The 25,706-nt window shown below is 72.6% G+C and carries 22 protein-coding genes; 13 read left to right on the top strand and 9 right to left on the bottom strand.

The features are described from left to right. The first annotated feature begins 49 nt into the window (after positions 1–49). Entirely contained in the window at positions 50–1,507 is a 1,458-nt protein-coding gene (locus ACFU3E_RS00985) for a PAS domain-containing protein (protein WP_384150000.1), read from the top strand. 17 nt (positions 1,508–1,524) lie between these two features. Here ACFU3E_RS00985 and ACFU3E_RS00980 read toward each other — a convergent pair whose 3' ends face one another. Continuing rightward, complete coding sequence (locus tag ACFU3E_RS00980; RefSeq protein ID WP_384149997.1) at positions 1,525–2,280, bottom strand: SIS domain-containing protein; 756 nt, start codon at positions 2,278–2,280, stop codon at positions 1,525–1,527. 271 nt (positions 2,281–2,551) lie between these two features. On the opposite strand from ACFU3E_RS00980, the gene ACFU3E_RS00975 reads away from it, so the two are divergent. Beyond that, positions 2,552–3,244: a metal-dependent transcriptional regulator gene (locus tag ACFU3E_RS00975; protein ID WP_020276329.1), complete on the top strand. Its 693-nt coding sequence runs from the start codon at positions 2,552–2,554 to the stop codon at positions 3,242–3,244. Between the two features lie 575 nt (positions 3,245–3,819). Next, a complete protein-coding gene (locus ACFU3E_RS00970; protein WP_384149994.1) occupies positions 3,820–4,719 on the top strand; it encodes an alpha/beta fold hydrolase in 900 nt (299 codons plus the stop codon). A gap of 9 nt (positions 4,720–4,728) precedes the next feature. Here ACFU3E_RS00970 and ACFU3E_RS00965 read toward each other — a convergent pair whose 3' ends face one another. From ACFU3E_RS00965 to ACFU3E_RS00955, 3 genes are all read right to left on the bottom strand, one after another. Continuing rightward, on the bottom strand, positions 4,729–6,321 hold the full coding sequence (locus ACFU3E_RS00965; protein ID WP_384149991.1) for a transporter: 1,593 nt from the start codon (positions 6,319–6,321) through the stop codon (positions 4,729–4,731). Beyond that, entirely contained in the window at positions 6,318–7,109 is a 792-nt protein-coding gene (locus tag ACFU3E_RS00960; RefSeq protein ID WP_384149988.1) for an ABC transporter ATP-binding protein, read from the bottom strand. The genes ACFU3E_RS00965 and ACFU3E_RS00960 overlap by 4 nt, the downstream gene beginning before the upstream one ends. 136 nt (positions 7,110–7,245) lie before the next feature. Next, on the bottom strand, positions 7,246–7,908 hold the full coding sequence (locus tag ACFU3E_RS00955) for a bifunctional DNA primase/polymerase (RefSeq protein ID WP_384149984.1): 663 nt from the start codon (positions 7,906–7,908) through the stop codon (positions 7,246–7,248). A gap of 431 nt (positions 7,909–8,339) precedes the next feature. Between ACFU3E_RS00955 and ACFU3E_RS00950 the strand changes: the two genes are divergently transcribed. Together ACFU3E_RS00950 and ACFU3E_RS00945 are read left to right on the top strand one after the other, a co-directional pair. Then, a complete protein-coding gene (locus tag ACFU3E_RS00950) occupies positions 8,340–9,725 on the top strand; it encodes a transcriptional regulator (protein ID WP_384149981.1) in 1,386 nt (461 codons plus the stop codon). A 201-nt stretch (positions 9,726–9,926) separates the two neighbouring features. Continuing rightward, the gene (locus ACFU3E_RS00945) at positions 9,927–11,741 is read left to right on the top strand and encodes a hypothetical protein (protein ID WP_384149978.1); all 1,815 of its coding nucleotides are present in this window, start codon (positions 9,927–9,929) and stop codon (positions 11,739–11,741) included. Between the two features lie 46 nt (positions 11,742–11,787). Here the strand turns inward: ACFU3E_RS00945 and ACFU3E_RS00940 are convergent, their stop codons facing one another. Beyond that, positions 11,788–13,098 (bottom strand): ABC transporter substrate-binding protein, encoded by a 1,311-nt coding sequence (locus ACFU3E_RS00940; RefSeq protein WP_384149975.1) that lies wholly within the window; start codon positions 13,096–13,098, stop codon positions 11,788–11,790. 117 nt (positions 13,099–13,215) lie between these two features. On the opposite strand from ACFU3E_RS00940, the gene ACFU3E_RS00935 reads away from it, so the two are divergent. Both ACFU3E_RS00935 and purU read left to right on the top strand, forming a co-directional pair. Next, positions 13,216–13,716 carry a hypothetical protein gene (locus ACFU3E_RS00935; protein WP_384149972.1) on the top strand — a complete coding sequence of 167 codons (501 nt, stop codon included), beginning with the start codon at positions 13,216–13,218 and terminating at the stop codon, positions 13,714–13,716. Between the two features lie 46 nt (positions 13,717–13,762). Then, the gene (purU, locus tag ACFU3E_RS00930) at positions 13,763–14,644 is read left to right on the top strand and encodes a formyltetrahydrofolate deformylase (RefSeq protein ID WP_384149969.1); all 882 of its coding nucleotides are present in this window, start codon (positions 13,763–13,765) and stop codon (positions 14,642–14,644) included. A gap of 103 nt (positions 14,645–14,747) precedes the next feature. Here the strand turns inward: purU and ACFU3E_RS00925 are convergent, their stop codons facing one another. Next, the gene (locus ACFU3E_RS00925; RefSeq protein ID WP_384149966.1) at positions 14,748–16,178 is read right to left on the bottom strand and encodes a zf-HC2 domain-containing protein; all 1,431 of its coding nucleotides are present in this window, start codon (positions 16,176–16,178) and stop codon (positions 14,748–14,750) included. After that, positions 16,175–16,756 carry a sigma-70 family RNA polymerase sigma factor gene (locus ACFU3E_RS00920; protein WP_384149963.1) on the bottom strand — a complete coding sequence of 194 codons (582 nt, stop codon included), beginning with the start codon at positions 16,754–16,756 and terminating at the stop codon, positions 16,175–16,177. Before ACFU3E_RS00920 ends, ACFU3E_RS00925 begins: the two co-directional genes overlap by 4 nt. Before the next feature lie 364 nt (positions 16,757–17,120). Here ACFU3E_RS00920 and ACFU3E_RS00915 point away from each other — a divergent pair, with 364 nt between their 5' ends. Beyond that, positions 17,121–17,501, top strand: coding sequence for an STAS domain-containing protein (locus tag ACFU3E_RS00915; RefSeq protein ID WP_030849533.1), 381 nt, complete (start codon positions 17,121–17,123; stop codon positions 17,499–17,501). A 168-nt stretch (positions 17,502–17,669) separates the two neighbouring features. Next, positions 17,670–18,182 (top strand): EF-hand domain-containing protein, encoded by a 513-nt coding sequence (locus ACFU3E_RS00910; RefSeq protein WP_384149958.1) that lies wholly within the window; start codon positions 17,670–17,672, stop codon positions 18,180–18,182. Here ACFU3E_RS00910 and ACFU3E_RS00905 read toward each other — a convergent pair. After that, positions 18,161–19,669, bottom strand: coding sequence for a class I adenylate-forming enzyme family protein (locus ACFU3E_RS00905; RefSeq protein WP_384149955.1), 1,509 nt, complete (start codon positions 19,667–19,669; stop codon positions 18,161–18,163). The two genes, ACFU3E_RS00910 and ACFU3E_RS00905, sit on opposite strands and share 22 nt — an antisense overlap. Before the next feature lie 89 nt (positions 19,670–19,758). On the opposite strand from ACFU3E_RS00905, the gene ACFU3E_RS00900 reads away from it, so the two are divergent. From ACFU3E_RS00900 to ACFU3E_RS00885, 4 genes are all read left to right on the top strand, one after another. Further along, complete coding sequence (locus tag ACFU3E_RS00900) at positions 19,759–20,955, top strand: amidohydrolase family protein (protein WP_384149952.1); 1,197 nt, start codon at positions 19,759–19,761, stop codon at positions 20,953–20,955. Beyond that, positions 20,955–22,088 (top strand): acyl-CoA dehydrogenase, encoded by a 1,134-nt coding sequence (locus ACFU3E_RS00895; protein ID WP_384149949.1) that lies wholly within the window; start codon positions 20,955–20,957, stop codon positions 22,086–22,088. The genes ACFU3E_RS00900 and ACFU3E_RS00895 overlap by 1 nt, the downstream gene beginning before the upstream one ends. Positions 22,089–22,529: 441 nt before the next feature. After that, positions 22,530–23,351: an acyl-CoA dehydrogenase family protein gene (locus ACFU3E_RS00890; RefSeq protein ID WP_384150600.1), complete on the top strand. Its 822-nt coding sequence runs from the start codon at positions 22,530–22,532 to the stop codon at positions 23,349–23,351. A gap of 443 nt (positions 23,352–23,794) precedes the next feature. Continuing rightward, positions 23,795–24,274 carry an ATP-binding protein gene (locus ACFU3E_RS00885; protein ID WP_384150597.1) on the top strand — a complete coding sequence of 160 codons (480 nt, stop codon included), beginning with the start codon at positions 23,795–23,797 and terminating at the stop codon, positions 24,272–24,274. Positions 24,275–24,746: 472 nt separating this feature from the next. Here ACFU3E_RS00885 and ACFU3E_RS00880 read toward each other — a convergent pair whose 3' ends face one another. Beyond that, positions 24,747–25,673, bottom strand: a complete 927-nt coding sequence (locus tag ACFU3E_RS00880) for a cyclase family protein (protein WP_384149946.1) — start codon at positions 25,671–25,673, stop codon at positions 24,747–24,749. Positions 25,674–25,706: the final 33 nt, after the last annotated feature.

Genomic DNA, 25,706 nt, shown 5'->3' with positions numbered 1-25,706 from the left:
CCTTCAATGTTGTGGGAACTCGGTGTGCGCTGGATCACGTTCGAGTTGAATGATTGCAAGGAGCGAACCGACGTGCCGTACGTGCGGACGCAGCCTGCAGGGGGTCCAGGTGAGTGCTTCCCGGCGTAGTGGGACCACCGACGAGCTGGGGCCGGACGAGCCCGAGCGGGAGAGTCCGGATGGTTCGGATCTGCTTGCCGCGTTGCTGGACGGCATGGACGCGGCGCTGTGCGCGTTCGACGCCGACGGGGTCGTCACGCACTGGAACCGTGAGGCCGAGCGGATTCTCGGCTGGAGCGCGGACGAGGCCGTGGGGCGGCGCGGGCTGGCCGGGTGGGCCGTACGCAGTGCGGACGCCGAGGAGGTCGAGGGGCGGCTGCTGTCCTCCATGCACGCGCCGGGGCGGCAGGTGCACGAGTTCGCTCTGCTGACGAAGGACGGCGGGCGGGTGCTCGTGCGGACGCAGTCGGCGGTGGTGCGCGGGCCCGACGGAAAGCCGGCGGGGGTGTACTGCGCCTTCAGCGAGGTGCACGCGCAGATCGATCTGGAGCGGTCGATCGCGCTGAGCGAGGCGCTGTTCGAGGACGCCAGCTGGGGTGTCGTGCTGGTGGACGTGGACCTGCGGCCGGCCGTGGTGAACGCGCACGCGGCCCGGGCGCTGGGCACGGGCCGCAGGTCGGTGCTGGGACGGCCGCTCGGCGAGCTGCTGTCGCAGGGCGTGGAGGAGCTGGAGAGCGCGCTGCAGCATGTGCTGGCGGAGGGCGCGCCGCCCGCGCCCGCCGAGGTGTGGGTGAGTGTGCGCGCCTCGGAGGGCGAGAAGCGGCGGTGCTGGCGCAGCGGCTTCCTGCGGCTGGCCTCGCCGCTCGCGGAGGAGCCGGTTCCGCTGGGTGTGGGCTGGCTGTTCCAGGACGTGACGGAGGCCAAGCAGGCCGAGCAGGAGGCGTCCCTGCTGCGGTTCCGTACGCAGCAGCTGCACCGGGCTTCGCGTGCCGCGGCCGAGTGCGAGGATCCGGCGGAGGCGGCGACGGTCCACCTGGACTTCGCCCTGGCCGGTTTCGCCGACCACGCGCTGATCGACCGGGTCGTCGGCGGCGCGCTCTGTGACACGGAGGCCGAGGGGCCCGTCCGGCTGGTCCGGATCGCCGCCACGCCCTCCGGAGCGCCGGGCCCGAGCAAGCTGGCCGGCCGTGCGGGCCTGCCCGTCCGCTACGCCGAGGGGCATCCGGCGCTGCAGTGTGTGGAGCGGGTGGGGGCCCTGCGCGCGAGCGCGGGCGCCGCCCCGGCCGAGGCGGCCCGCGAGTGGGCCCTGGCCCGTCAGTGGCCCCCGGACGCGGTCCACGCCCTGTGCGCGGTGCTGCGCAGCCGGGGCCGGACCCTGGGCGTCGTGACGTTCCTGCGGGGCGCGGGCCGCAGTGCCTTCGAGCGGTCCGACGCGATGTACGCCGAGGACGTGGCGGTACGGATCGCTGCGGCACTGGATCTGGCCGGGTCGTCGCAGGAGGAGTGACGCCCGCCCCGGTCCCCTCAGTGCCGGTAGAAGATCCGGTCGCGGTACCGCTCCATCACCCTGGCGTTCCAGTCGTGGCCGCCGTCGACGTTCCCGGAGCGCAGCAGGGGCGGCTCGATGCCGCGGTCGGCGAGGGTGGTGGCCGCCGTCGCCATGACGGCCTGGAGGAGGGCCGAGGTGACGACCGTGGAGGCGGGGGCGAAGGGGGCCGGGATGTCGTCGTGGGCGAGTTCCGCGTCGCCGACCGCGATCTTCGAGTCGAGGACGAGGTCGCAGTGGTCCTTCAGATACGTCCCGGAGGCGTGCCGGGACTTCGTCTCCGAGGCGTAGGCCACCGAGGTCACGCCGATGACCTTCACGCCCAGGGCGCGCGCGTTCATGGCCATCTCCACGGGCAGGGCGTTGCGCCCCGACAGGGAGATGATCAGCAGGGCGTCGCCCGCGCGGAGCGGGGAGCTGTCGAGGACGGCGCTCGCGAGGCCGTCGACGCGTTCCAGGGCGGAGCCGAGCGGTGCGGGCATGACGTCGACGCCGACGACACCCGGCACGGCGAGCAGGTTCATCAGCGCGAGACCGCCGGCGCGGTAGACGAGGTCCTGCGCGGCGAGGGAGGAGTGCCCGGCGCCGAAGGCGAAGAGCCGGCCCCCGCCCGCGACGGTGTCGGCGAGGAGCGTCCCGGCCGCCGCGATGCTGTCGGCCTCCTCGTCGCGGACCCGCCGCAGCAGGCCGATCGCGGCGTCGATGAACTGGCCGGCGGGTGCGCGGTCGCTCATGCGGGGTCCCTTCGGGCTGGCCTCGGCGGCTTGTGTCGCGCATCACCGTGCGGTCTGGACCAGTGCGGTGTCAATACGGCCGTGGACGCCGTGCGCCGGGCGCCGGGAGGCTCGCGGAAGGAAAGTCCGTACCCTTGCGCACGGCCGGGTAATCCCCGGCTTTCCCTCCCGCGGCACGGTTGTCGGTGGTATCCGGCAGAATTAAGTGCAGGGCCAGCGCACAGGCCGGTGAGCCGTCCAGCCTCCGGCAGATCTCATTCGAGGGGCACGTATGTCCGGACTGATCGACACCACGGAGATGTATCTCCGCACCATCCTCGAGCTGGAGGAAGAGGGTGTGGTCCCCATGCGCGCCCGTATCGCCGAGCGGCTGGACCAGAGCGGGCCGACCGTCAGCCAGACCGTGGCGCGGATGGAGCGCGACGGCCTGGTGTCCGTCGCCAGCGACCGGCATCTGGAGCTGACCGACGAGGGCCGCCGGCTGGCCACGCGCGTGATGCGCAAGCACCGCCTCGCCGAGTGCCTGCTCGTCGACGTGATCGGCCTGGAGTGGGAGCAGGTCCACGCCGAGGCGTGCCGCTGGGAGCACGTGATGAGCGAGGCCGTGGAGCGCCGCGTCCTGGAGCTGCTGCGGCACCCGACGGAGTCGCCCTACGGCAACCCGATCCCGGGTCTGGAGGAGCTCGGCGAGAAGGACGGCGCCGACCCGTTCCTGGACGAGGGCATGGTGTCGCTGGCCAGCCTCGCCCCGGGCGCCGAGGGCAAGACGGTCGTGGTGCGCCGGATCGGCGAGCCGATCCAGACGGACGCGCAGCTGATGTACACGCTGCGGCGGGCGGGCGTGCAGCCCGGCTCGGTGGTGAGCGTGACGGAGTCGGCGGGCGGGGTGCTGGTGGGCAGCGGCGGCGAGGCGGCCGAGCTGGAGTCGGACGTGGCCTCCCACGTGTTCGTCGCCAAGCCCTGATCCGTCCGGCCGGGCCAACTCCCGTGACGCATGAGGTTGTTGTGGCGTTGGCGTGATCCGGACCGAATCCGGGATCCAGTCCGTCGAATGGCAGCGCTCGTACGATTCCCGTGCGACGCTGTCGCGTGAGGCATATGACCTGAGGGGCTCTGGGCCGCGGCTCGACAGCGATGTCACCCGGCCGGGGAGGGGGCGGGAGGATGTGCCGTGGAGATGTGGAGGGCCCCGGCGCCGTGTGGCGCCGGGGCCTGTCCTCCCCTGTGCTGACCCGGAGCCCCGAGCTCTCAGGGTCATTCCCCGCGGACCGGTTTCCCCGAGCGGTCCGCCCCCCGCTGAAGATCTCCCCTCGGTGGCGGCGGGCAATCCCCGGGAGTGGTCACTCGAACGAGGGGTGTTGCCCGCGAGAACTCCGTTCTCGAATGCGCATTCGATAGTCTGCGGGCGGCGCACGGCACACTTGCACGGACAGGTACGGCGACAAGCAGGGCAGAAGGAACAGCAGGCGGAACACGGTTCACAGGACCGGCCGGCTCGAGTGAGCCGCGGTCCGCGCGAAGCTTGGGGGGTGCCAGGACATGGCGCGACGCATCGACGTGACCGGAACGGGCGGCGTACGCCTGGCGGCCTGGGAGTTCGGCGACCCGCCCAAGACCGACCCGGCGCGGGACGGGCAGGGGGCGCACGACGGGCACACCGCGCCGGAGGGCTCGCCGGGCGTGCTGTTACTGCACGGCCTCATGGGCCGCGCCTCGCACTGGGCGTACACCGCCCGCTGGCTCTCCGCGCGCTACCGCGCGGTCGCCCTCGACCAGCGCGGCCACGGCCGCAGTGACAAACCCCCGCAGGGCTCCTTCACACGCGACGCCTACGTCGACGACGCCGAGGCCGCTCTCGAGCAGCTCGGCCTCGCGCCGGTCGTCCTCATCGGCCACGCCATGGGTGCGCTGACGGCCTGGCAGCTCGCCGCCAAGCGTCCCGACCTGGTCCGCGGGCTGATCATCTGCGACATGCGGGCCTCCGCGCTCGGCGCCGCCTCGCAACGCGAGTGGGGCCAGTGGTTCAAGGCCTGGCCGCTGCCCTTCGCCACGCTCGCCGACGTCCGCAAGTGGTTCGGCGAGGACGACCCCTGGGTGGAGCGGCCCAACCCGGCCCGGGGCGAGTTCTACGCCGAGGTGATGGCCGAGTCCCCGGACGGCTGGCGTCCGGTCTTCGAACCGGAGCAGATGCTCCGCTCCCGCGAGACATGGGTCTACGACGCGCACTGGGAGGAGCTGGCCCAGGTCCGCTGCCCCGCCCTGGTCGTGCGCGGCCTGGACGGCGAGCTGGGCCGCGCCGAGGCCCAGGAGATGGTCCGGGTCCTGCCCCGCGGCCAGTACGCGGAGGTCGCCGACGCCGGCCACCTGGTGCACTACGACCAGCCGGAGGCCTGGCGCGCCGCCATCGAACCGTTCCTGGACTCCCTCAACGACGACTGACCGCGCCCCTCACCCCTTGCTGACCGCCGCCAGGATCTCCGGCAGCCGCCGGGCCGTCCGCGGAGCGGCCAGTTTCAGCCCCGCCGCCGCGAGCACCGCCCCGTACGCGGTGCCCACCGGCAGCACCAGCCACGTCCAGCCGCCGCCGTCGGCGCTCACGTTCAGCCAGATCGTGAGCGCGATGACGGGCGCGCACAGCAGGGCGGCCGCCATCATCCCGCCGAAGATGGAGATCCAGGCGAGCCCGGTCTGCCCCGGGGCGACGTTCTTGTAGCCCTCCTGCGGGATGGAGTAGGGGAAGCGGGCGGACGTCCACGCCCCGGTCGCGAGCATCGCGCCGAGCAGCGCGAAGGACAGCCCCAGCGCCTCGGGCAGCCGCCGCCAGTCGCCGAGCATGGCCGTCGTCAGGACCGTCACGAGCGTGGCGTACGGCAGGGTGATCAGCAGCAGGGCGTACGCCCGGGCGCGCAGCTCGACGTAGGCGTCACGCGTCGAGGAGATCGTCATCGCGACCATCCAGAACGCCGAGGTGTCCTGCCCGAACTGGTTGTACATCTGGATGCCGAGCATCCCGGCGGCGAAGCACGCGAAATACACCGACCCGGTGCCCTGCCAGGCGTTGAACACCGGCACGATGAGGCCGATGGCCAGCGACGTCACCCAGGCGGCCTTGGTCTTCGGGTCGCGCCACACGTACCGCAGGCTGCGCTCCATGACCGTGCCCGTACGGCCCGCCGGCAGCAGTCGCCCCAGCCCGGTCGACGACCGCTCCCGGGCGCCCGACCCGGCGCTCGGCAGGGTGGAGCCGTCGGGCGAGGTCATCAGCCGGGTCAGATGCCGCGACCAGAGGGCGAGCAGCGCCACCAGCGCGCCGGCGGTCAGCGCCAGTTGCGCGACGGCGAGACCGTAGGAGCCCTCGCCCACCGCGTGCACGGCCCCGATCGCCGACGCCGGGGGCACCCACCGCAGAACCTCGGCCGCCGGGTCGAGTTCGCCCAGCCCCGACGCTCCGATCCGCTGCGCGCCGAAGTTGACGATCTGCGCCCCGACCGCGATGACGAGTCCGCTCAGCACCGCGAGATCCCGGCCCTTGCGGCTGGTCAGCAGCCGCACGTTGGCGGCGGCGACGGCCCGCGCGAGCGCCACGCACATCAGCAGCGCCAGGACGACGGCGACGACCCCGACGGCGAACGCCGCCCCGCCCCGCGCGACCGCGACCACGGAACCGACCAGCAGGCACAGCGTGAACAACGGCCCGATGCCCACCAGCGAGGCCGTGAGCAGCGCCCGCACCAGCGGCCGGGGCCGCAGCGGCAGCATCACCAGCCGGGTCGGGTCGAGGGTCTCGTCACCGCTGGGGAAGAACAGCGGCATCACCGCCCACCCGAGCCCCAGCACCGCCACCGCCAGCACGACCACCGACGCGGCGTGCGCATGCCCGCGCAGCGCGATCAGGCCGATCAGTTGCAGTGCGGCGAACAACAGCGCGCAGACGGCCGACGCGATGTAGGCGGCTTTCCGGCCGCCGGACTGCCGCAGTCCGTTGCGCAGCAGCGACAGCTTCAACCGGACGAAGACGGGGGTGATCGCGGAGGCGCTCACCGGGACCCGCCGCCCAGCCAGTCGAGTTCGGACCCGGCGTCCCGGCTCTGCGCGCCGACGAGTTCCAGGAACGCCCGCTGCAGCGAGGGCGCGTCGCCGCGCACCTCGGCGAGCGTGCCGGTGGCGCGGATCCGCCCGGCGGCCATCACGGCGACCCAGTCGCACAGCGACTCGACGAGCTCCATGACGTGGGAAGAGAACACGACCGTGGCGCCCGAGGCGGTGTACCGCTCCAGGACGCCCCGGATCGTCTGGGCGGAGACGGGGTCGACCCCCTCGAACGGCTCGTCCAGGAACAGCACTTCGGGATTGTGGAGGAGAGCGCTGGCGAGCCCGATCTTCTTGCGCATGCCGGTCGAGTAGTCGACGACCAGCTTGTTCTGGGCGCCGGCGAGATCGAGGACGTCGAGGAGCTGCGTGGCCCGCTTGTCGACCTCGGCTCCGGGCAGCCCGCGCAACCGCCCGCTGTACGCCAGCAGTTCCCGCCCGGAGAGCCGCTCGAACAGCCGCAGCCCCTCCGGCAGCACCCCGATCCGGGCCTTCACCTCGACGGGGTCCCGCCACACGTCGTGCCCGACCACCTCGACCGTCCCGTGATCGGGCCTGAGCAGCCCGGTCACCATCGACAAGGTGGTGGTCTTCCCGGCCCCGTTCGGCCCGACGAGCCCGATGAACTTGCCCGCGGGCAACTCGAGATCGACCCCGGCAACAGCGACCTGCTGCCCGAACCGCTTCCAGAGCCCCTGCACACGCACAGCGCTGGATCCCACCGCGCCTCCCTCCGTCACCTTGCACCCTACGGTGGGGGATGGCCCTTCTTTCAGGGGCGCGGGAATGTGGCAACGTGCGGCTCCGCCGCGTGGGCGCGATCAACCACGACGAAGCCGCAGCCGCCGAACAACACGAAGCAGGCAGACGCGACGGCTACCGATCCCTGCCGCACGCATAGGCCAACGGCGAGATCAACTCCTCCGCGTCCGGCAGCCACCGATTCGCCGGCGTCGGCCGGCAGGCCCACTGCACAGCCCCCCGGGACCCGAACCGCGTGGGCGGCGCAGCCACATACGCACCCTCACCCAGCACCGTCAGATCCAGCGACGACACCGACCACCCCAGCTTCCGCACCAGATCGGGCACCTTCACACCGGCCCCCGGCAGCACGAAGAACTCCATCCGCCGATCCGGCGTGAGCGTCACCGGCCCGAGCGTCAGCTCCATCCGCTCCATCCGCGCCAGCGCCAGGAACCCGGCCGTCTCCGGCACCGAGATCGCGTCGAACGTCCGCCCCGTGGGCAGCAGGATCGACGCGGTCGGCTGCTTCTGCCACATCCGCCGCGCGACCGTCGCACTGCCCGTCGCCTGCGTCGCCCAGTCCGGACGCGCCGGGTGCGACCCGGGCGCCGGACACGCCGTGTCATCGCACGAACAGCGCTGACTCCCGTCGACGGCTTCCAGCCAGGTACCGGGGAATACGTCCCAGTGGCGCTCCTCGGCGTAGCGAACAGCGGTCTCCAGCAGCGATTCCCCGCGCTGCTTCGGGATCTGAGCGGCTTCCGTGCCGACGATCGTCTCTTCCACGATGAACACAACTCTGGTCGTCACCAGGGGTTACGCCCCGCCCGTGTGCGCGGGGAGGGGCATCGCCTCCGTGGCCGGGGCGCATGGGTGCATGTGCGGGGGCGCGCAGGAGGATCCGTGGCCGGAGCTGGGTAGCCACGAGTGGGGCCGGCACCAGCCGTTACCCCGGCAATCCTCACATGCCTCGCATTTTCGCCTGATCGGCGGGGCATTGATCTTCACGGCCGGATCCTTTCGCCGGGACGTGGAAGGCCCGGCCGCGGAAGACACGTCAACTCGGTGCGTGGGCAGGCGCCGCAGCCACACGGCGGTGAGCCGAAGGGGCGCGCCTGTGCCGGGACGACGAGCGTGTGCAGGCCCGACGGGCCGAGCACGGTCGCCGTCCCGGCACAGGCCTGGGCGCCCCGCAGGCGCACCGCCAGACAGCAGGGGGTTACGCCATGGCCGCAAGGCCGCTCGTCGCCAGGCAGCCGAACGAACGGCTCCAGGCGCTCATCCAGGAAGCCGCATGCTCCAACGCCGGCCTGGCCCGCCGGGTCAACATGTGCGGTGCCGAGCACGGCCTCGACCTGCGCTACGACAAGACGTCGGTGGCGCGCTGGCTGCGCGGACAGCAGCCACGGGGCCGGGCCCCGGCGATCATCGCCGAGGCCCTGGGCCGCAAGCTCGGCCGTACGGTCACGATCGACGAGATCGGCATGGCCAACGGCAAGAACCTCGCCTCGGGCGTGGGCCTCCAGTTCTCGCCCACGGTACTGGGAGCCATCGAGCAGGTCTGCGAGCTGTGGCGCAGTGACGTGGGGCGCCGGGACTTCCTGTCCGGCTCCTCCGTCGCCGCGTCCGCGCTGGTCGAGCCCAGCCGCGACTGGCTGATCTCCGCGCCCGACGCACAGGTGTCGCGCTCGGCGGGGCCGCGGGTGGGGCAGTCCGACGTGCAGGCGGTCCAGGCCATGACGCAGGCGCTGGTGGACCTCGACCACCAGTACGGCAGCGGGCATGTGCGGCCGGTCGTCGTGCACTACCTCAACAGCGTGGTCTCGGGGCTGCTGGCGGGGTCGTACCGGGAGGCGGTGGGGCGGGACCTGTTCGCCGCGGTGGCCCGGCTGACGGAGCTCGCCGGGTACATGGCCGTCGACACGGGTCAGCCCGGTCTGGCCCAGCGCTACTACATCCAGGCACTGCGACTGGCGCAGGCCGCCGGGGACCGCGGCTACGGCGGGTACGTGCTCGCGGCCTCCATGAGCCATCTCGCCGCCCAGCTCGGAAACCCGCGGGAGATCGCGCAGTTGGCGCGGGCGGCGCAGGAGGGGGCGCGGGGGCGCGTGTCGCCGCGGGCGGAGTCGATGTTCCTCGCGGCGGAGGCGCGCGGGCACGCCCTCATGGGCGACGTGCGCGCCGCCCAGTCCTCGGCCGGGCGCGCCGTGAGCGCCCTGGAGGCGGCCGACCCGGCCGCCGGGGACGACCCGGTGTGGATCGCGCACTTCGACGAGGCGTATCTCGCCGACGAGTTGGCCCACTGCCACCGGGACCTGGGGCAGGCCGAGGCGGCGGCCCGGTGTGCGCAGGAGTCGCTGGCCGGGCATCCCGAGACGCGGGCGCGCCGCCGGGCCATCGGCTATGTGCTGTTGGCCACGGCGCAGGTGCAGCAGCGGGAGATCGAGGAGGCGTGCCACACCGGCATGAAGGCCGTGGAACTGCTGGAGGGACTGCGCTCCAACCGGGGCGCCGAGTACCTGGAGGACTTCCAGCAGCGGTTGGATCCGTACCGGGACGAGGCGGTGGTAAGGGAGTTCGGGGCGCGGCTCGACCTGCAGGCGGCGGCGTGAACACAGGGTCTGCGGAGGCGTGAACGTGCGGGAAACGGCAGCTCGGCGCGCGGGAGGTGGCATGGACAGCGTGCCGTGAACCGGTGGTGTTACCGCGCTCACAGGGCAGGAGGCCGGGCCCTGTGCTGCGTGGCACGGGGCTCTGGGGACCCGGTAGCGTGACCCGACGATTCACAAGGTCCCCCATTAGTAGGAGTCCCGGTGACGCAGAGTGGACAGGGCGAGGAGCCCTCGGCGCGCCCCGCGCGCGAAGGCATCGTGCTGCCCTCCGACGGTGGCGAACCCCTGCTGCCGGGCACGACGGGCGGACCGGGTGACGCCCCCGGCCGCCGGCCCGCCCCGTCTTCTACGGGCGGGCCGCAGTCCTCGGCCCCCGCGGAGGGACAGACCTGGGGCCAGCCGTGGGGCCCCGGCCAGCAGCAGACCCCGCCCCCGCCGCCGGGCCGGACCTGGCAGTCCCAGCCCCAGCAGTGGAGCGAGCCGGAGCCGCAGGCGTGGGACGCCCGGTCCTCGGGAGCGCTCCCCCAGGAGGGCACCCGGCCCCCGGACCCGTACGGCACGGCCCAGCCGTCCGCGGGTGCCGGCGGGTACGCCCCGTACGGTGCCGCGGACGGGGGAACTCCGCTGCCCCCGGAGGGCCCCGGCCCGCAGGGATACGGGCCTCCCGCGGGAGCCGGCCTGCCGTCGGCCGCTGACGCCTATGGCACCTCTCCCGGTGGAGCCCCGCAGCCGCAGGGAGGGTCCGGGTACGGATATCCGCAGGGGGCCGGTCAGCCGTACGGTGGCTTCGCGTACGGCACCCCGGGCGGGGGAGCCCCGCAGCAGCCGGGCTCCGACGCGTACGGGGGCGGCCTGCCGCCCGCCTCCGGTGGGTACGGGTTCACCGGAGGAGGCGCACCCCAGTCCTCGCCCGCCGACGAGGGCGCGACCCAGTACATACCGCCCGTCGCGGGGGACGCGGCCGCCGCGGCCACGCAGTACCTGCCGCCCGTCGCGCCGACCGCCGACGAGGGGGCGACCCAGTACATACCCCCGGTGGGCCCGGGGGCGCTGCCTCCCGAGATGCCCTCCGCCGAGGACTCCGAGGCGACGCGGTTCCTCGGGACCGGGTCCCGGGCCGGGGCGGGAGCCGCGCCGCTGCCGCCCGCCTCGAATCCGGACGCCGAGGCGACGCAGTACATCGCGCCGGTGCCCGGCGTGGACAAGCAGCCGCCCGCCGAGTTCGACAACCTCTTCCGCAGTGAGCAGGGCGCCGGGAGCCCGGCCGGTGCCACCCAGCAGATGCCCCGCATCGAGGAGCCCCGGCCGCAGCCCCAGCCCTCGTACGGCGCTCCCGGGCCGTCGCACGCCCCGCCCACCGGAGGCCGGTCGCGCGGTGGCCGTTCCGGCTCGCGCGTCCCCGTCATCGCAGCCGTCGGCATCGGCATCGCCGTCCTCGGCGTCGGCGCGGGCGCGCTGCTCGCCGGCGGCGGAGGCGGCGGTGACGACGACGGCGGCGACAACAAGACCGTGGCCGCCTCCGCGCCCGCGACCGACGGCTCCGCCTCCCCGACCGCCGACCCGGCCCGGGCCCAGGCGGTCGAGCTGGACAAGCTGCTCGCCGACAGCGGCGACAGCCGCAGCACTGTGATCAGCGCGGTCGCCGACGTCAAGGGCTGCGACAACCTCCCCAAGGCCGCCAAGGACCTGCGTGAGGCGGCGAAGCAGCGCAACCAGCTGGTCACCCGGCTCTCCGGCATCGAGGTGGACAAGCTGCCCGGCCACGCCGCGCTGACCACCGCCCTCACCAAGGCCTGGCAGGCCTCCGCCTCGGCCGACAACCACTATGCGGTCTGGGCCGACCAGACCGCCGGCAAGAAGGGCTGCAAGAAGGGCCAGGCCCAGCCCACCAACCAGACCCAGGCCGGCAACCGGGCCAGTGGCGTGGCCAGCAGGGAGAAGGCCAAGGCGGCCGGGCTGTGGAACGGGATCGCGAAGAAGTACGGCCTGACCGAGCGTCAGCCGACGCAGCTCTGAGAGGCCTGAGAGATCCGGCGCGGACGTGCACCGCTGAGCGGAGCGCTCAGTAGTTCACGTCGGCGTTCTCCAGCGTCCTGGTCGTGTCGACGAAGCCCTTGCGCGCGGAGACCAGCCGTCCCTCCCGCACCACCTGGAGGGTCACGTTCGCATTCACCAGGCGCGGGAAGCCCACGGCGGCGAGCTTGTCCTGGAACCGCCACCGCAGCGTCGGTGTGAGCCCGCCCGTGGTGACCTTCAGACCGTCGTCCAGGGCCTCCGTCACCGTGTCGGCGGACACCTCGCCGTCGCCGAGCGACTCGACGATCTGCCGGAACACCGTGTACGCGATCCACGTGGTCTGGACTCCGGCGTCCGCGGGGTCGATGCGGTTGTCCCCGAAGGCCTCCTCCCGGATCACCCGCTTCATCTCGTCCCAGCGCGGATCGCTCGCCACCGGGTACCAGCCGGTGATGTACGAGCCCTCGTAGGGGCCGGACGCCCCGCCGGTCGCGTCGATCACCGTCTGGTCGACGCTGCCCAGCACGGTGGCCGTCCGCACCTCGGGGTAGTCCTCGCGGGCCCGCCGGAAGGAGTCCATGAAGGTGCCGCTGCGATCCCCCAGCGCGGGCACCACACACCCCTGGTCCGCCGTATCGGTCCTCGTCGTGCGCAGAGCGCGCTCGGCCTGGTCGTCGTACTCGGTGGCGTCCTCCGCCGCCCGCTGGTCGTTCGAGGCCCGGTGCCCGCCGGCCTTCAGCCCGGAGTCGAGCAGCGGGGGCAGCTGGTCGCCCGCGATGGTGTCGGGCCGGATCAGAGCGACGGGCCCGCAGTCGGCGAGGGCGCTGCCGAGACCGGCGAGCAGCGCGGGCTGGCCGCCGTTGACGGGGTAGGAGAGGGGGCTGGTGAACTCGGCGTTGGTGGCGCCGTAGCCGCCTATGTAGGGGATGCCGGCGCCCTCGAGCGACGGGAAGTAGGAGTCCGCGTACTGGCTGTAGGATCCGACGACCGCGACGACGTTCTCCTTGGCCGCCCGCCGGGCACACTTGGCGGCGGCCACGCTGTCGTTGTGGTCGTTGCAGGTCAGCACGTTGAGCTTGCGGCCGTTGATCCCGCCCTCGGCGTTGATCCAGCGGGCGTAGGCGTGGGCGAAGGCGGGCATGCCGGGTTTGTTGGTGGCCTTGGTGTTCTGCGGGGCCCAGGTCATGACGGTGATGGTGTCGGCCCCGGCATCCCCCGTGGCGCCCGGGACGACACCACATCCGGCGAGGAGCGGTGCGCACGCGACCGCCGTGCCCGCGGAGAGGATGCCGCTTCTGGCGTGACGGGTGAGGAGGCCGGGGAGGAATGTGCTGCGGGTGCGTCGCCTGCCGGTCATGGTTCCGCACGATTCCGTCACACGGCTAACCCATGAGTGATCGTGGGTCGACAATGGGTGACGCGCAGGTGAATTGCGGGGGTCGGTGTGACCGATGTGGAGGGGAACGTACGATCGATGACCGTGCAAGCTTCGGAGAACTCTTCCCGTCGTGGCCGTCGCTCATCCACCATGGGCGGCATGCCTGCCAACGACATGCCGTGGTGGCGCTGGCGCAGCAACGTGCGCTCGGCGCTGCACATGCTCTCCGATCCCGGGTTCCAGCGGGACGTCTGGCTGGCCGGCGTGGACGGCTACGGCGACGTGACCGACGCGGTGTACCGGCTGGTCGAGGACACCTGGCTGGACCACTGGTCCGCCGAGAAGTACGTCGGCACGATCTTCCGCGACTCGCAGGAGGCCGCCCTCGTCGACACCGCGGTGCTGCGGGTGCTGCGGATCATGCACCAGGTCGGGCCGGACGCGCCCGTCGCCGCGTACCTGGACCACGAGGCGTGGCCGGAGGCGGTCCGGTCGGCCCGGGACGCCCATGTGCGGCTCGCGGCGAGTGACGGCGAGGAGCCGGACACGCCGCCGCGGAGCCTGGAGGTGCTGCGGCTCATGACCAGGTCCGCCTAGCGGGACGATTGCCGGTCGTGTCGCCCCCTGTGGGAACCTGTCCTGCATGAACGAGCAGTCCACCAGCGCCGCGGCCCCGGCCGACCAGTACGTCCTCACCCTTTCCTGCCCGGACAGGAAGGGCATCGTGCACGCCGTGTCGAGCTATCTGTTCATGACCGGCTGCAACATCGAGGACAGCCAGCAGTTCGGCGACCACGACACGGGACTGTTCTTCATGCGGGTCCACTTCTCGGCGGACGCTCCGGTGACCGTGGAGAAGCTGCGGGCGAGTTTCGCGGCGATCGGTGACTCCTTCCAGATGGACTGGCAGATCAACCGGGCCGACCAGAAGATGCGCATCCTGCTGATGGTCAGCAAGTTCGGGCACTGCCTGAACGACCTGCTGTTCCGGGCGCGGACCGGGGCGCTGCCGGTGGAGATCGCCGGAGTGGTGTCGAACCACACGGACTTCGCCGAGCTCGTGGGGTCGTACGGCATCCCCTTCCACCACATTCCGGTGACGAAGGACACGAAGGCGGAGGCCGAGGGGCGGCTGCTCGACATCGTGCGTGAAGAGGGTGTCGAACTGGTCGTGCTCGCCCGGTACATGCAGGTGCTGTCGGACGACCTGTGCAAGGCGCTCTCCGGGCGGATCATCAACATCCACCACTCGTTCCTGCCCAGCTTCAAGGGGGCGAAGCCGTATCACCAGGCTCATGCCCGGGGTGTGAAGCTGATCGGTGCGACGGCTCACTACGTGACGGCCGATCTCGACGAGGGGCCGATCATCGAGCAGGAGGTCGAGCGGGTCGGGCACGACGTGACGCCCGAGGGGCTGGTGGCGATCGGGCGCGATGTGGAGTGCCAGGCGCTGGCCCGGGGTGTGAAGTGGCATGCCGAGCGGCGGATTCTGCTCAACGGGCGGCGGACCGTGATTTTCGCCTAGGCGTCCGGTGCGTCCCGTGGGGTGGCGGGTCGGGATGGGTCGTGGCGCGTCGCGCCCGCGCGGCGGAGCCGCACATCGATGCAGCCCCGCGTTCCCGGGTTGGTCACATCCGGCTCAGTGAAGCGGCGGCGAACAGGACGTCCCTGATCGCCTCCCTGTCTCCCACCTGGCCTGCCGCCGCCTCCTGCGGGGGCACGTGGCCGGCGGCCAGGCGGCAGAACTCGACGCCGTCCAGGGCCACATGGGCCACCTCGTGCTCGGCGGAGCCCTTCGCCGCGGGGGAGTCCAGCGGGATCAGCCACTCGCCGCCCCCCGAGCCCTCGATCTCCAGCCGGAGACTGCGGCCCGGTTCGCCCGCCGCGACCAGATGCCGGTGGTGGGCGGGGGAGGCCAGTCCGGCCCGGCGACGGTGGGCCAGGGCCGTCGGCAGCATCCGGGCCGCCAGGTCGATCATGCGGTGCAGATGGCGCGGCGAGGGCGGCTCGTAGGGGTAGTCGACCGCGTCGGCGATGTCCTCCGCGTGTACCCAGCACTCGAAGGCGCGGTCGAGCATCGCGTCGTGCAGGGGCAGTTCGAAGTCGCCGTACGACACCGGCATCCTCCCGGCGGCGCCGCCCGTGAAGGAGACCGTGCGCACCAGGCCGTGGCTCTGCTCCCGCCAGGGCGCGCGGACGGAGCGCGTCGGCGGGAAGTGGGAGGCGCGCCAGAACGCCTCGGTGCGGCCCGCCGGGGTCGGGCGCCGGGACGGGACGTCGCCCAGCGGGTCGTCCAGGCCGAGCGCGACCGCCACCAGACCGTCGACGCTGAGCAGATGCGCGATGACCCCGGCGACGGTGGTGCGGCGGCTCGTCGACGCGTCGGACCGGAACCAGCGCAGCCGTACCGGCGCGTGCCACTCGGCGTCACCGAAGTCCTGCAGCAGGGCGTCCAGGCGCGCGGTCTCGGCGTCGTACGCGGCGGCCCAGTCCGGTACCGGGATGCGCGGCGGGCGCCGCTCCAGGCAGGTCTCCAGAACGCGGGTGCGCAGCCCCGGGTCCAGGTCGAGGCTCTCGGGGCGTTGGAGCAGGCCGACCGCCTCGCGCAGCCGCCGGGCCTCGTCGGCGCAGGAACCGCAGTCGCCGAGGTGCTCCTCGACAGCCGTGGCCTCCTCGGCCGAGCACGCGGCCAGCGCCCAGGCGCCGAGCAGGGCCTTCAGCACCGGGTGCTCGAAGACGGGCGGGGTGGGCGGCGGTGTCGTGACGCCGAGGTCCGCCGGCGCGGGCAGCGGCAGCCCGCTGTCCTCGACGGAGGACCGGGGCATGGGGATCCGCGGCGGGCACCCCTGCTGCGGGGCGTCACCGCGTCCGGCAGCGTCCGGCCCTTCCGGTCCCCCCGGCGCGTCGGACCCGCCCGAGCCGGAGGGGGTGGCGGGGCCGGCCCCGCCCTCGCCGTTTCCCTCGCTGAGGCCGTGTTCGTCCCGGGTGCTGCCCTTCTCCTCGTGGCTGGTCTCCTCCTCGTCGCCGCCGTACGCCTCGAACCGGTCCGGCCCGTTCACACCGCACCCCCGTATCCGGGTGGTGCGCCCGGTGCCTCGGTGTCGTGGGCGGTGGAGAGCAGTTGCAGGCCCAGGCGCAGGCGGCGGCGGGCCTCGTCCTCGGTGATGCCGAGGTCGGCGGCGGTCTGGCGGTAGTCACGGCGCTGGAAGTAGGCGCCTTCCAGGGCCGAGCGCAGCGGGACCGGCATGGACTGGACGATGTAGTCGGCGCGGGCGGCGACCGAGGCGCGGCGCACCTTGTGTTCCAGTTCCTCCGCGGTGCCGGAGCCCCCGCGGGCGAGGGCGGCCGTCTCGGTGGCGCGCAGCCGCTGCACCGCCAGCCGGTGGGTCAGGGTGGCGACCCAGGTGCGCAGCGGGCCCTGCTTGGGGTCGTAGGAGTCGGGATGCTCCCAGACGTGGATGAAGACCTCGCGGGTGATGCCGTCGGCTGCGCGCTCGTCGCCGAGCACGCGGTGGGCGAGGCCGTGCACGAGGGAGGCGAACCGGTCGTAGAGCTCACCGAGGGCCGCTGCTTCTCCGCGGGCGAGCCGCTGCTGCATCTTGCGGTCCCAGCGAGGCGGTACGTCTTTTCTCGCCATGCGGCCCCTCACCCCCCCCCCGCTCGTGTCCGCGCCCGTGCTCTGTCCAGCCTGTGCCCGACGTCTCCTCGAATGTAGTCGGCACGTCCGGTAGCGCACGCCCCTTTGTGGCAATGTGCGCCCCCTGACCGGCCGTAGATGGTAGAGGGCCGGCGGTGCTCGCACCGGGTGCCTTTGGGCTCACGCCTACCCCCCTGCCCGCTGATCAGACCTGACTGAAGAGGATCGAACAGGATCGAAGCCGACTAAAACAAGCCTCTTCCGCGGGGGATCCGTTTTTCGGGTTGCGTTTCAGGGAACGGCCGCTGGGCAGCCGCGCTGCAAGGAAGCGTAGGGACTGCTTCCGTTTTGGCGATCGAAGGGCGTGGTGGTGACCTTCAAAGTGACCGGCGGCGAGCAGGGCGAATGGGCCGTGCTCCAGGTGTCGGGCGAGCTGGATCTGGTGACGTCACCGGTGCTGCGTCAGCGCGTGCACGACGTGGTGGCCGAGGGGCACCACTGTCTCGTCCTGGATCTGTCCGAGGTGTTCTTCTGCGACTCCAGCGGCGTCGGCGTGCTGATCGCGGCCCGCCGTCTGATCCGTTCCTGCCAGGGCCGGCTGCGCCTCGTGCTGCCCGCCCGGGGCGCGGCCGACGGCTCCCACGTCAACCGGGTTCTCGGCGCGCTGGGCGTGCGCAGGCTGTTCGACGTGTACGGCGACGTGGACGCCGCCCTCGGCGACGAGGGCGAACCCCTGTCCGCGTGACGGCCCGATGACGCACGGTAGGCAGAGTGTCGTCGTTCCGGCACGCCGTTGTCCCAGAATTCCCCCGGTCTTGGCACAAGTGGAGTTTTTCCGCGCCCGGACGGCTCCCTCCGTCGTACGCTCCGACCGAGACGCACCCCACCCGACGTAAGGCGGCCCGAAAGAGACATGGTCAGCAGCGAGTACGAGCGCAGGATCGCCGACCGGTTCGCCACCTTCGACCAGGACGGCAACGGCTACATCGACCGCGAGGACTTCTACGGGGCGGCCAAGGCGCTGCTCGGGGAGTTCGGCGTGAAGGCCCGCTCCGACAAGGGACAGACGCTGTACGGCGGCGCCGAGGCCTTCTGGCAGGGCATGGCGGGGATAGCGGACCGCGACGGCGACCAGCGCATCACGCGCGAGGAGTTCGTCAACGGCGCGGTCAAGCGCCTGCGCGACAACCCCGACCGGTTCGCCGAGATCGCCCGCCCCTTCCTGCACGCGGCCCTGGACGTCGCCGACGCCGACGGTGACGGCGCCGCGACGGTCGAGGAGGCGGCCCGCGTCCTGAAGTGCCTCGGTGTCCCCGAGGACGCCGCGGGCCCGGCCGCCGCCACGCTCGACGCGGACGGTGACGGCAAAGTCGGCGAGGCCGAGGTCGTCCCGGCCTTCGCCCGCTACTTCACCGTGCCCGAATAGCGCTCGCGGAGCTTGTACTTCAGCACCTTCCGCAGGGTCTCGCCCCGCGGAAGGGCGTCCACCACCTCCAGCCGCTCCGGCAGCTTGTGGACGGACAGTCCCTCGGTGCGCAGGAAGGCGGTCGCAGCGGCGAGCGTCAGCCTCTCGGCCCCCGGGGGCTGTTCCACCACCGCGCACACCAGCTCGCCGCGCGCCGCGTCCGGCAGGCCGACCACCGCGACGTCCCCGACCGCCGGATGCCGGTGCAGCAGGTCCTCGATCTCCTGGGCCGAGATGTTCTCGCCCTTGCGGATGATCACGTCCTTCAGCCGGCCGGTGAGGACCAGGTGCCCGCTCTCCGTGAGCCGCCCCAGGTCGCCGGTGCGCAGGAACCCGTCCTCGTCGAAGGCCTCCGCCGTCTGCCCCGGGTCCAGATAGCCCCGGCACACGGCCTCCCCGCGAAGCCGCACCTCCCCGCCCACGATCCGGATCTCCATGCCCTCCGGCGGCCGTCCCTCGGTCGTCGCCAGCAGCTCGGCGCTGTCGTCCGGCGAACCCATGGTGATCATCGGGACCTCGGTCATGCCGTACCCGTGGGTGAGCTGCACGCCCATCTCCCGCACGACGGCGTGGTACAGCTCCGGCGGCTTGGGCGCCCCGCCGCCCGCCAGCAGCCGCAGGGCCGGCGCCACGGGCGTTCCCGGCCGCTTGCGCTGCTCCGCCAGGAACATCGAGTAGAACGCCGTCGACCCGCCCGCCATCGTCACCCCGTGCGCGCGGTACGCCTCCAGCGCGTCCGGCATCGCGAACTGCTCGAACAGCACCGCCGGGAAGCCGTACAGCAGCAGCATCACCGTGTAGTCGGGCCCGCCGATGTGGGCGTACGGAAAGGCGATCGACCCGACGTCGTCCGCCGAGGGCCGCAGCGCGTGCGCCAGGCAGGAGCCGCCCGCCAGCAGCGAACGGTCCGTGTGCAGCACGCCCTTGGGGTCGGAGGTCGTGCCGGACGTCCAGTAGATCCAGCGCACGGCGGTGCCGTCGCGGGGCGGGGGAGGCAACAGGGACGGATCGCCGTCGGGCAGGTCGTCGTAGGCCTCGAGGACGCCCTTCGCGCCGAGCCGCCGGGCCATCTCCGTGTGGTCGAAGCCGCGCCAGGTGCCCGGCACCGCGAAGAACTCCGCCTTCGACTCCCGTAGCGCGAAGCCGACCTCGCGGTCCCGGTAGAAGGGGATCACCGGGGTCTGCACGGCGCCGAGGCGGGCCAGGGCGAAGGACAGTACGGCGGTCTCGATGCGGGTGGGCAGCTGCCAGGCGACCACCGTGCCGGGGCGTACGCCCCGGCCGTACAGCCCCGCCGCGACCCGCTCGGCGCGCGTGCGCAGGGCGCCGAAGGTGAGCGTGCGGCCGTCCTGCAGGAAGAGCGGCCGGTCCGGAGTGAGGGCGGCACGGCGGGTGACCAGGTCCCACAGGGTGCGGGACGAACTCAGGGCGTGCGGGGTCTCGTTCACGGATTCCCCCTGCTCCTTGGCTGACGGGTCGTCAGGTGCGATGCTATCTGACGCTGCATCAGATAAGTACCGTCCGGCGGAGGGGACCCATGGCGACCGAACTGCCCCGCATCATCAGCGTCGACGACCACGTGATCGAGCCCGCCCACCTGTTCGACACCTGGCTGCCGGCCAGGTACCGCGAGCGCGGCCCGAAGGCGCTGACCGCCGGGATCGGTGAACTCGCCTACATCGGCGGCACGTACCGGATCACCATGGACCCGGACGGCCAGCCCACCGACTGGTGGATCTACGAGGACCTGAAGTTCCCGTACAAGCGCAACATCGCCGCCGTCGGCTTCGACCGGGACCAGATGACCCTGGAGGGCATCACCCGCGAGGAGATGCGGCCCGGCTGCTGGGACCCGAAGGAACGCCTGAAGGACATGGACCTCAACCACGTCGAGGCGAGTCTGTGCTTCCCCAGCTTCCCGCGGTTCTGCGGCCAGACCTTCGCCGAGGCGCACGACAAGGAGGTCGCCCTCGCCTGCGTGCGCGCCTACAACGACTGGATGGTCGAGGAGTGGTGCGGCGACAGTGGCGGGCGGCTCATCCCGCTCTGCCTGATCCCGCTGTGGGACGTGGGCCTGGCGGTCGGGGAGATCCGCCGCAACGCCGCGCGCGGGGTGAAGGCGGTGACGTTCTCCGAGATCCCCACCCACCTCGGGCTGCCGTCCATCCACTCCGGCTACTGGGACCCCTTCTTCGCGGTCTGCCAGGAGACCGGGACGGTCGTCAACATGCACATCGGCTCGTCCTCGCAGATGCCGGCCGCCTCCCCGGACGCGCCGCCCGCCGTCCAGGCCTCACTCAGCTTCAACAACGCGATGGCCTCGATGATGGACTTCCTCTTCAGCGGGGTCCTGGTGCGGTTCCCGCGCCTCAAACTCGCCTACTCCGAAGGCCAGATGGGCTGGGTCCCGTACGCCCTGGAGCGCGCCGACGACGTCTGGGAGGAGCACCGCGCCTGGGGCGGCGTGCGCGACACGATCCCCGAGCCGCCGTCGACGTACTACTACCGGCAGATGTTCTGCTGCTTCTTCCGCGACAAGCACGGGGTGGCGTCGCTGGACGTGGTGGGCCGGGACAACGCCACCTTCGAGACCGACTACCCGCACGTCGACTCGACCTTCCCGCACACCAAGGAGGTCGCCCTCGACCACGTCAAGGGCCTCGACGACGAGACGGTGTACAAGCTGATGCGGGGCAACGCCATCCGGATGCTGGACCTGGACCTCGACCGCTGATGGACCTGTCGTACACGCCCGAGGAGGAGGACTTCCGGGCCCGGCTGCGGAACTGGCTCGCGGAGGTGCTCCCCGGTCTCCCGCCCAGGCCGTCCCCCGACGACTGGCCCGGGCGGCGGGCGTACGACCTCGGCTGGCAGCGACGGCTGTACGACGCCGGATACGCCGACGTCCACTGGGACCGCACACCGAGCGTCCGCCTGATCTTCCTGGAGGAGACCGAGAAGGCGGGCGCGCCCTACGTGGGTGCCAACTTCGTGGGCCTGCTGCACGCCGGTCCGACCATCGCCGCCGAGGGCACGCCGGAGCAGCGGGCGCGCTGGCTGCCGCCGATCCTGCGCGGTGCGGAGGTCTGGTGCCAGGGCTTCAGCGAACCGGAGGCCGGCTCCGACCTCGCGGCGCTGCGCACGCGCGCGTGGCGCGACGGCGACGACTACGTGGTGACCGGCTCCAAGATCTGGACCTCCCACGCGGAAGTCGCCGACTGGTGCGAGCTGTTGGTCCGCACCGACCCCGCGGCGCCCAGGCACCGGGGCATCACCTGGCTCGCCCTGCCCATGGACGCGCCCGGCATCACCGTACGGCCGCTGCGCACGCTCGCCGGGTCGGCCGAGTTCGCCGAGGTGTTCCTCGACGAGGTGCGGGTCCCGGTGGCGAACCGGGTCGGGGACGAGAACGACGGCTGGCGCGTGACCATGGTGACGCTGTCCTTCGAACGGGGCACGGCCTTCGCCGGTGAGGTCGTCGCCTGCCGGCGCGTGCTGGCCGAACTGGCCGTCGAGGCCCGCAAGAACGGCCGGTGGGACGACCCGGCACTGCGGCGCCGGCTGGGCAGGCTCAACGCCGAGTTCCGGGCGCTGTGGCGGCTCACGCAGTGGAACGTGAGCGCGGCGGAGGCCTCGGGCGGGGTACCGGGCGCGGGCGGCTCGGTCTTCAAGCTCCGCTACTCGCACGCCCGCCAGGAGCTCTACGACGCCGCCGCCGAGGTGCTGGGCCCCGACTGCCTCGACCTGGACCGGTCGTGGACCCTCGACCGGCTCTCCTCCCTCTCGTACACCATCGCGGCCGGCACCTCGCAGATCCAGCACAACATCATCGCCGAGCGCATCCTCGGCCTGCCCAGGGGACGGTGAGGCGCCGTGCGGTTCCGCCTGACGGACGACCAGCGGGCACTGCGGGACGGGTTGCGCGAGGCACTGGCACGTCGATTCGGCGGGCAGCCCCCGCGGGCGGCGGTGGAGGACGCCGCCGGGGGCGGTGCCGGGGTGGGACGGAGCGGCATCGGCGGTGGGGGGAGGGGCCGTTCCGGAGCGGGCGGCGCGGATACGGGCCGTGAGGGAGCGGGCCCTGCCGGGGGCGAGGGCGGCGGTACCGGCGCTGCACGGGTGCGCCCTTCCCGGGGCAGGGGTGACGGTGCGGGCGGTGATGTGACGGACGGTCCCGGGACGGGTGGTGTGCGGAGGGGCCGTTCCGAGGCGGCCGGTGAGCGGGCGCGCCGTTCTGCGGCGGGCGGTTCGGGCTCGGGTGACGGTGTGGCGGGTCGTTCCGGCGGTGGCGGTACCGGGGGTGAGCGGGTGGGTGTCGCCGGGGGCGGTGGTGTGGGGGAGGGGTGTGGTGCCGGACCGCTGCGGCTCGACCGGGGGCTGTGGAGGTTCCTCGGTGACCTCGGGTTCTTCGCGCTGCGGGTGCCGGAAGCGGACGGTGGGGTCGGACTCGGGCTTGCGGAGGCCGTGTTGCTGTTCGAGGAGGCGGGGCGGGTGCTGCTGCCCGGGCCGCTCGTCGCCACCCACCTCGCGGCCGGTGCCGTACAGGGCGCGGCCACCGGGGAGACGGTGGTGGCGGCCGTGGACGGCGGGCTCGTGGAGTGGCTGGCGGAGGCGGACGTCGTACGCGGGGACGCCGCCGGGGCCGTCCCCCTGCGCTCGCTCGACCCGTTGACGCCCCTGCACCGTGTGCCCGCGCGAGGGCCCGCCCCCGACCCCGTCGGGATCCTCCTCACCGCCGCCGAGCAACTCGGCACGGCCACCCGCGTCTGCGAACTGGCGGCGCAACACGCCCGGGCGCGCCAACAGTTCGGACGGCCCGTCGGGGCCTTCCAGGCGGTGGCGCATCTGTGCGCGGGGATCTTGGTCCGGGCGGAGACGGCCCGCGCCGCGGTGTACGCGGCCGCCGTCACCGCCGACCCGGCCGACATCGCCGCGGCCCGGATCCTCGCCGACGAGGCCGCAGTGCGCGGCGCCCGCGACTGTCTCCAGGTGCACGGTGGCATGGGCTTCACCTGGGAGTCCGAGGTCCATCTGCATCTGAAACGCGCATGGGTTCGAACCCAACGTGCGGGTGGTGTCACGGAGAGTGAGGAAGTGCTCGCGGTGGCCCTGGCGTCCGAATCGGCCTGACGGTCCGTCTGGCTGCGGTATCGCCGTGCGCGCCTCCTGGGATGTCGCGGATCGTGGCATACCGGAATCACGGAGCGTTGATATCGGCTTGTGTCCTCAGCGTGACTCGTCACGGCCTGGAGTCGATTGCCCGCTCCGGTACCTTGTGTGAGATGCGAGTGGCTCCGAGCGCAGTGCGACCCCGTGGCGCCGCCTGTTCGACTGCCCGTGGCGAGCGTCGCACAGTATGCCGCACGGGTACTCCTTCGCGCTGGAATATGCCCGAAGCGCTTGTTGACGTGACTGTACGTCAACCATGCTGTCCCACAAGGGATTCACGTTCCGTGATCCCTGTCCCGGCCGTTGTTCTGGCCATGCAGAAAATGGCTACGATCGTGGCCCTCGTGAGGCGCGAGCCTAAGTGTCCGCCGGTTCGGATGGTGTGAGCGGTGCAGGTGCTTCAAGTGCAGCTGGAGATCCGGCCCGACCCCGCAGAAGTGGGGCGAGCCCGGCGGTGGGCCCGTTCGCGCCTGGCCGGGTCCGGCATACAGGCCGACGAACCCCTCGCCGAGACGCTGATCCTGCTCGTCTCCGAACTCGTCACCAACGCCGTGGTGCACACCGGCCGTCCCGCCGTCCTGCGGCTGGCCCTGCCGCACGTGGTGACGGAGGAGTCCACCGTCCGCCTCGAGGTCGCGGACCGCAGCGGCCGGGCCCCCGTGCCCCGGTGCGCCGGCGACGACGCGACCGGCGGCCGGGGCCTTGCGCTCGTCGACGGCCTCGCCGACCGGTGGGGCTGGAGCGTCGAGGCCACCGGTAAGCGCATCTGGTGCGAACTGGACCGGTGCGCGAAGTCCCCCGACCTCGCGGCGTCGTGCGGAGGCGGTGCGGTGGCCTGCGGCGGCGGGGCGGCTTTCGGGGGTCTGGCGTACGAGGCGGTGTAGCGTCGCCGCCCTGCCCGCCGGGTGTGGTGTACCACGGCACATGCCGCGGGTTTGTGCGGCGGGGCCGGAGCGTGGATGCACGGCGGGTCGGCAGATTTCGCCGGGGCATGCGGCGATGCGCCGGGACGTGCTTCCGTGCGCGCCCGCGGCAAAAGCCGCAGAAGTGACATTTACCCGAACCGGTGTTGACGCGTCGTGACCGTGTGCTCACGCTGGTGGGCAGTGATTCGCCGTGAGGGGACGACGAGGGCTTCGGTGGACGGCAGCCCTCGTCGAGTGCGAGTCGCGATTCGGCGTCGGCTTCCTTCAGGGCCAGGAAGCCGGGGCGGGAGCGCCGGAGTCGGGTGGCGGCGCGCGCTGCCGTGCTCGGGGCGAGCAGCGCGGCGCCGCCATCCAGCTGCAGTGGGTGGCGGCTCGGCCGTGCCGGTCTGCCGGACGTCCGGTTCGACGACGGGTCTTGCGGCCCGCCGGCCTACAGAACGGCGACGGGTGCCACCGGAGAGCCGGTCGCCCCGGTGAACGGCTCGGGGGTCGCCGTCAGCAGGAACGCGTACCGGCCCGCTTCTCCACAGGCTGTGGACAACTTTTCGAGATTCCAGTTCTGCCCCTGCGGCATGCCCATCTCCACGAGATGGAGGGCGTGCACCGGCAGCCAGAGGTCCTCCACCTCCGGCGGGAACACCTCGAAGGTCAGGGTGTCGTTGGCGACGGCCGCGACATCGCGCGCGTGGAACCACTCCGGCGTCCGGATCGACAGCCCCGGCGACGGATACGCGTAGCCGTGCCGGTCCCCGGCCAGGAAGGCCTGGATCTGCCCGGTCCGGACGAGCACGATGTCGCCCGCCCGCACCCGCGTCCCGGCCAGCTCCTCGGCGGCGTCCAGGTCCTCGGGCGTCACGGCGTACCCGCCGTCGAGCCGGTCCGTGCCGCGGGCCCGGGCGACGTCCAGCAGCACCCCGCGCGAGACGATGTGCCGGACCGTGCCGATGCCGCTGAACCCGGCGCCGCCGTGCGGGGTGACGGTGTGGGCCGGGCGGCCGTTGTAGAGCCGGCCCGAGTGTGACACGTGGGGCAGGGCGTCCCAGTGGGTGGCCGCCTGGAGTCCCATGGTCACGACGTCGTCACTGCACGCGACCGTGCCCGGGCCGAAGATCTCCTGGTTGATCTGCACCATGGTGTGCAGGGGGTTGACGCGGCCGGGGATCACGCCGGTCTGCACGCCGTCCTGCTGGAGGGGCAGTGCGAGCGGGACGCGGTGGCCGGTGCGGACGGTCGCCGCGGCTTCCGTGACGACCTCGTCGGTGATCAGGTTCAGCGTGCCGATCTCGTCGCCGGATCCCCAACGTCCCCAGTTGTTCACGCGCTTGGCGATGTCCTGGAACGCGTCCGGCAGCGACATGGGTCCTCCCCGGGGCTTGTCTTCCCGTATCTG

The organism is Streptomyces sp. NPDC057424, from assembly GCF_042803315.1.
Taxonomy (GTDB): domain Bacteria; phylum Actinomycetota; class Actinomycetes; order Streptomycetales; family Streptomycetaceae; genus Streptomyces.
Note: the sequence above shows the minus strand (reverse complement) of the source record. Positions and strands in the feature narration are given on the sequence as shown.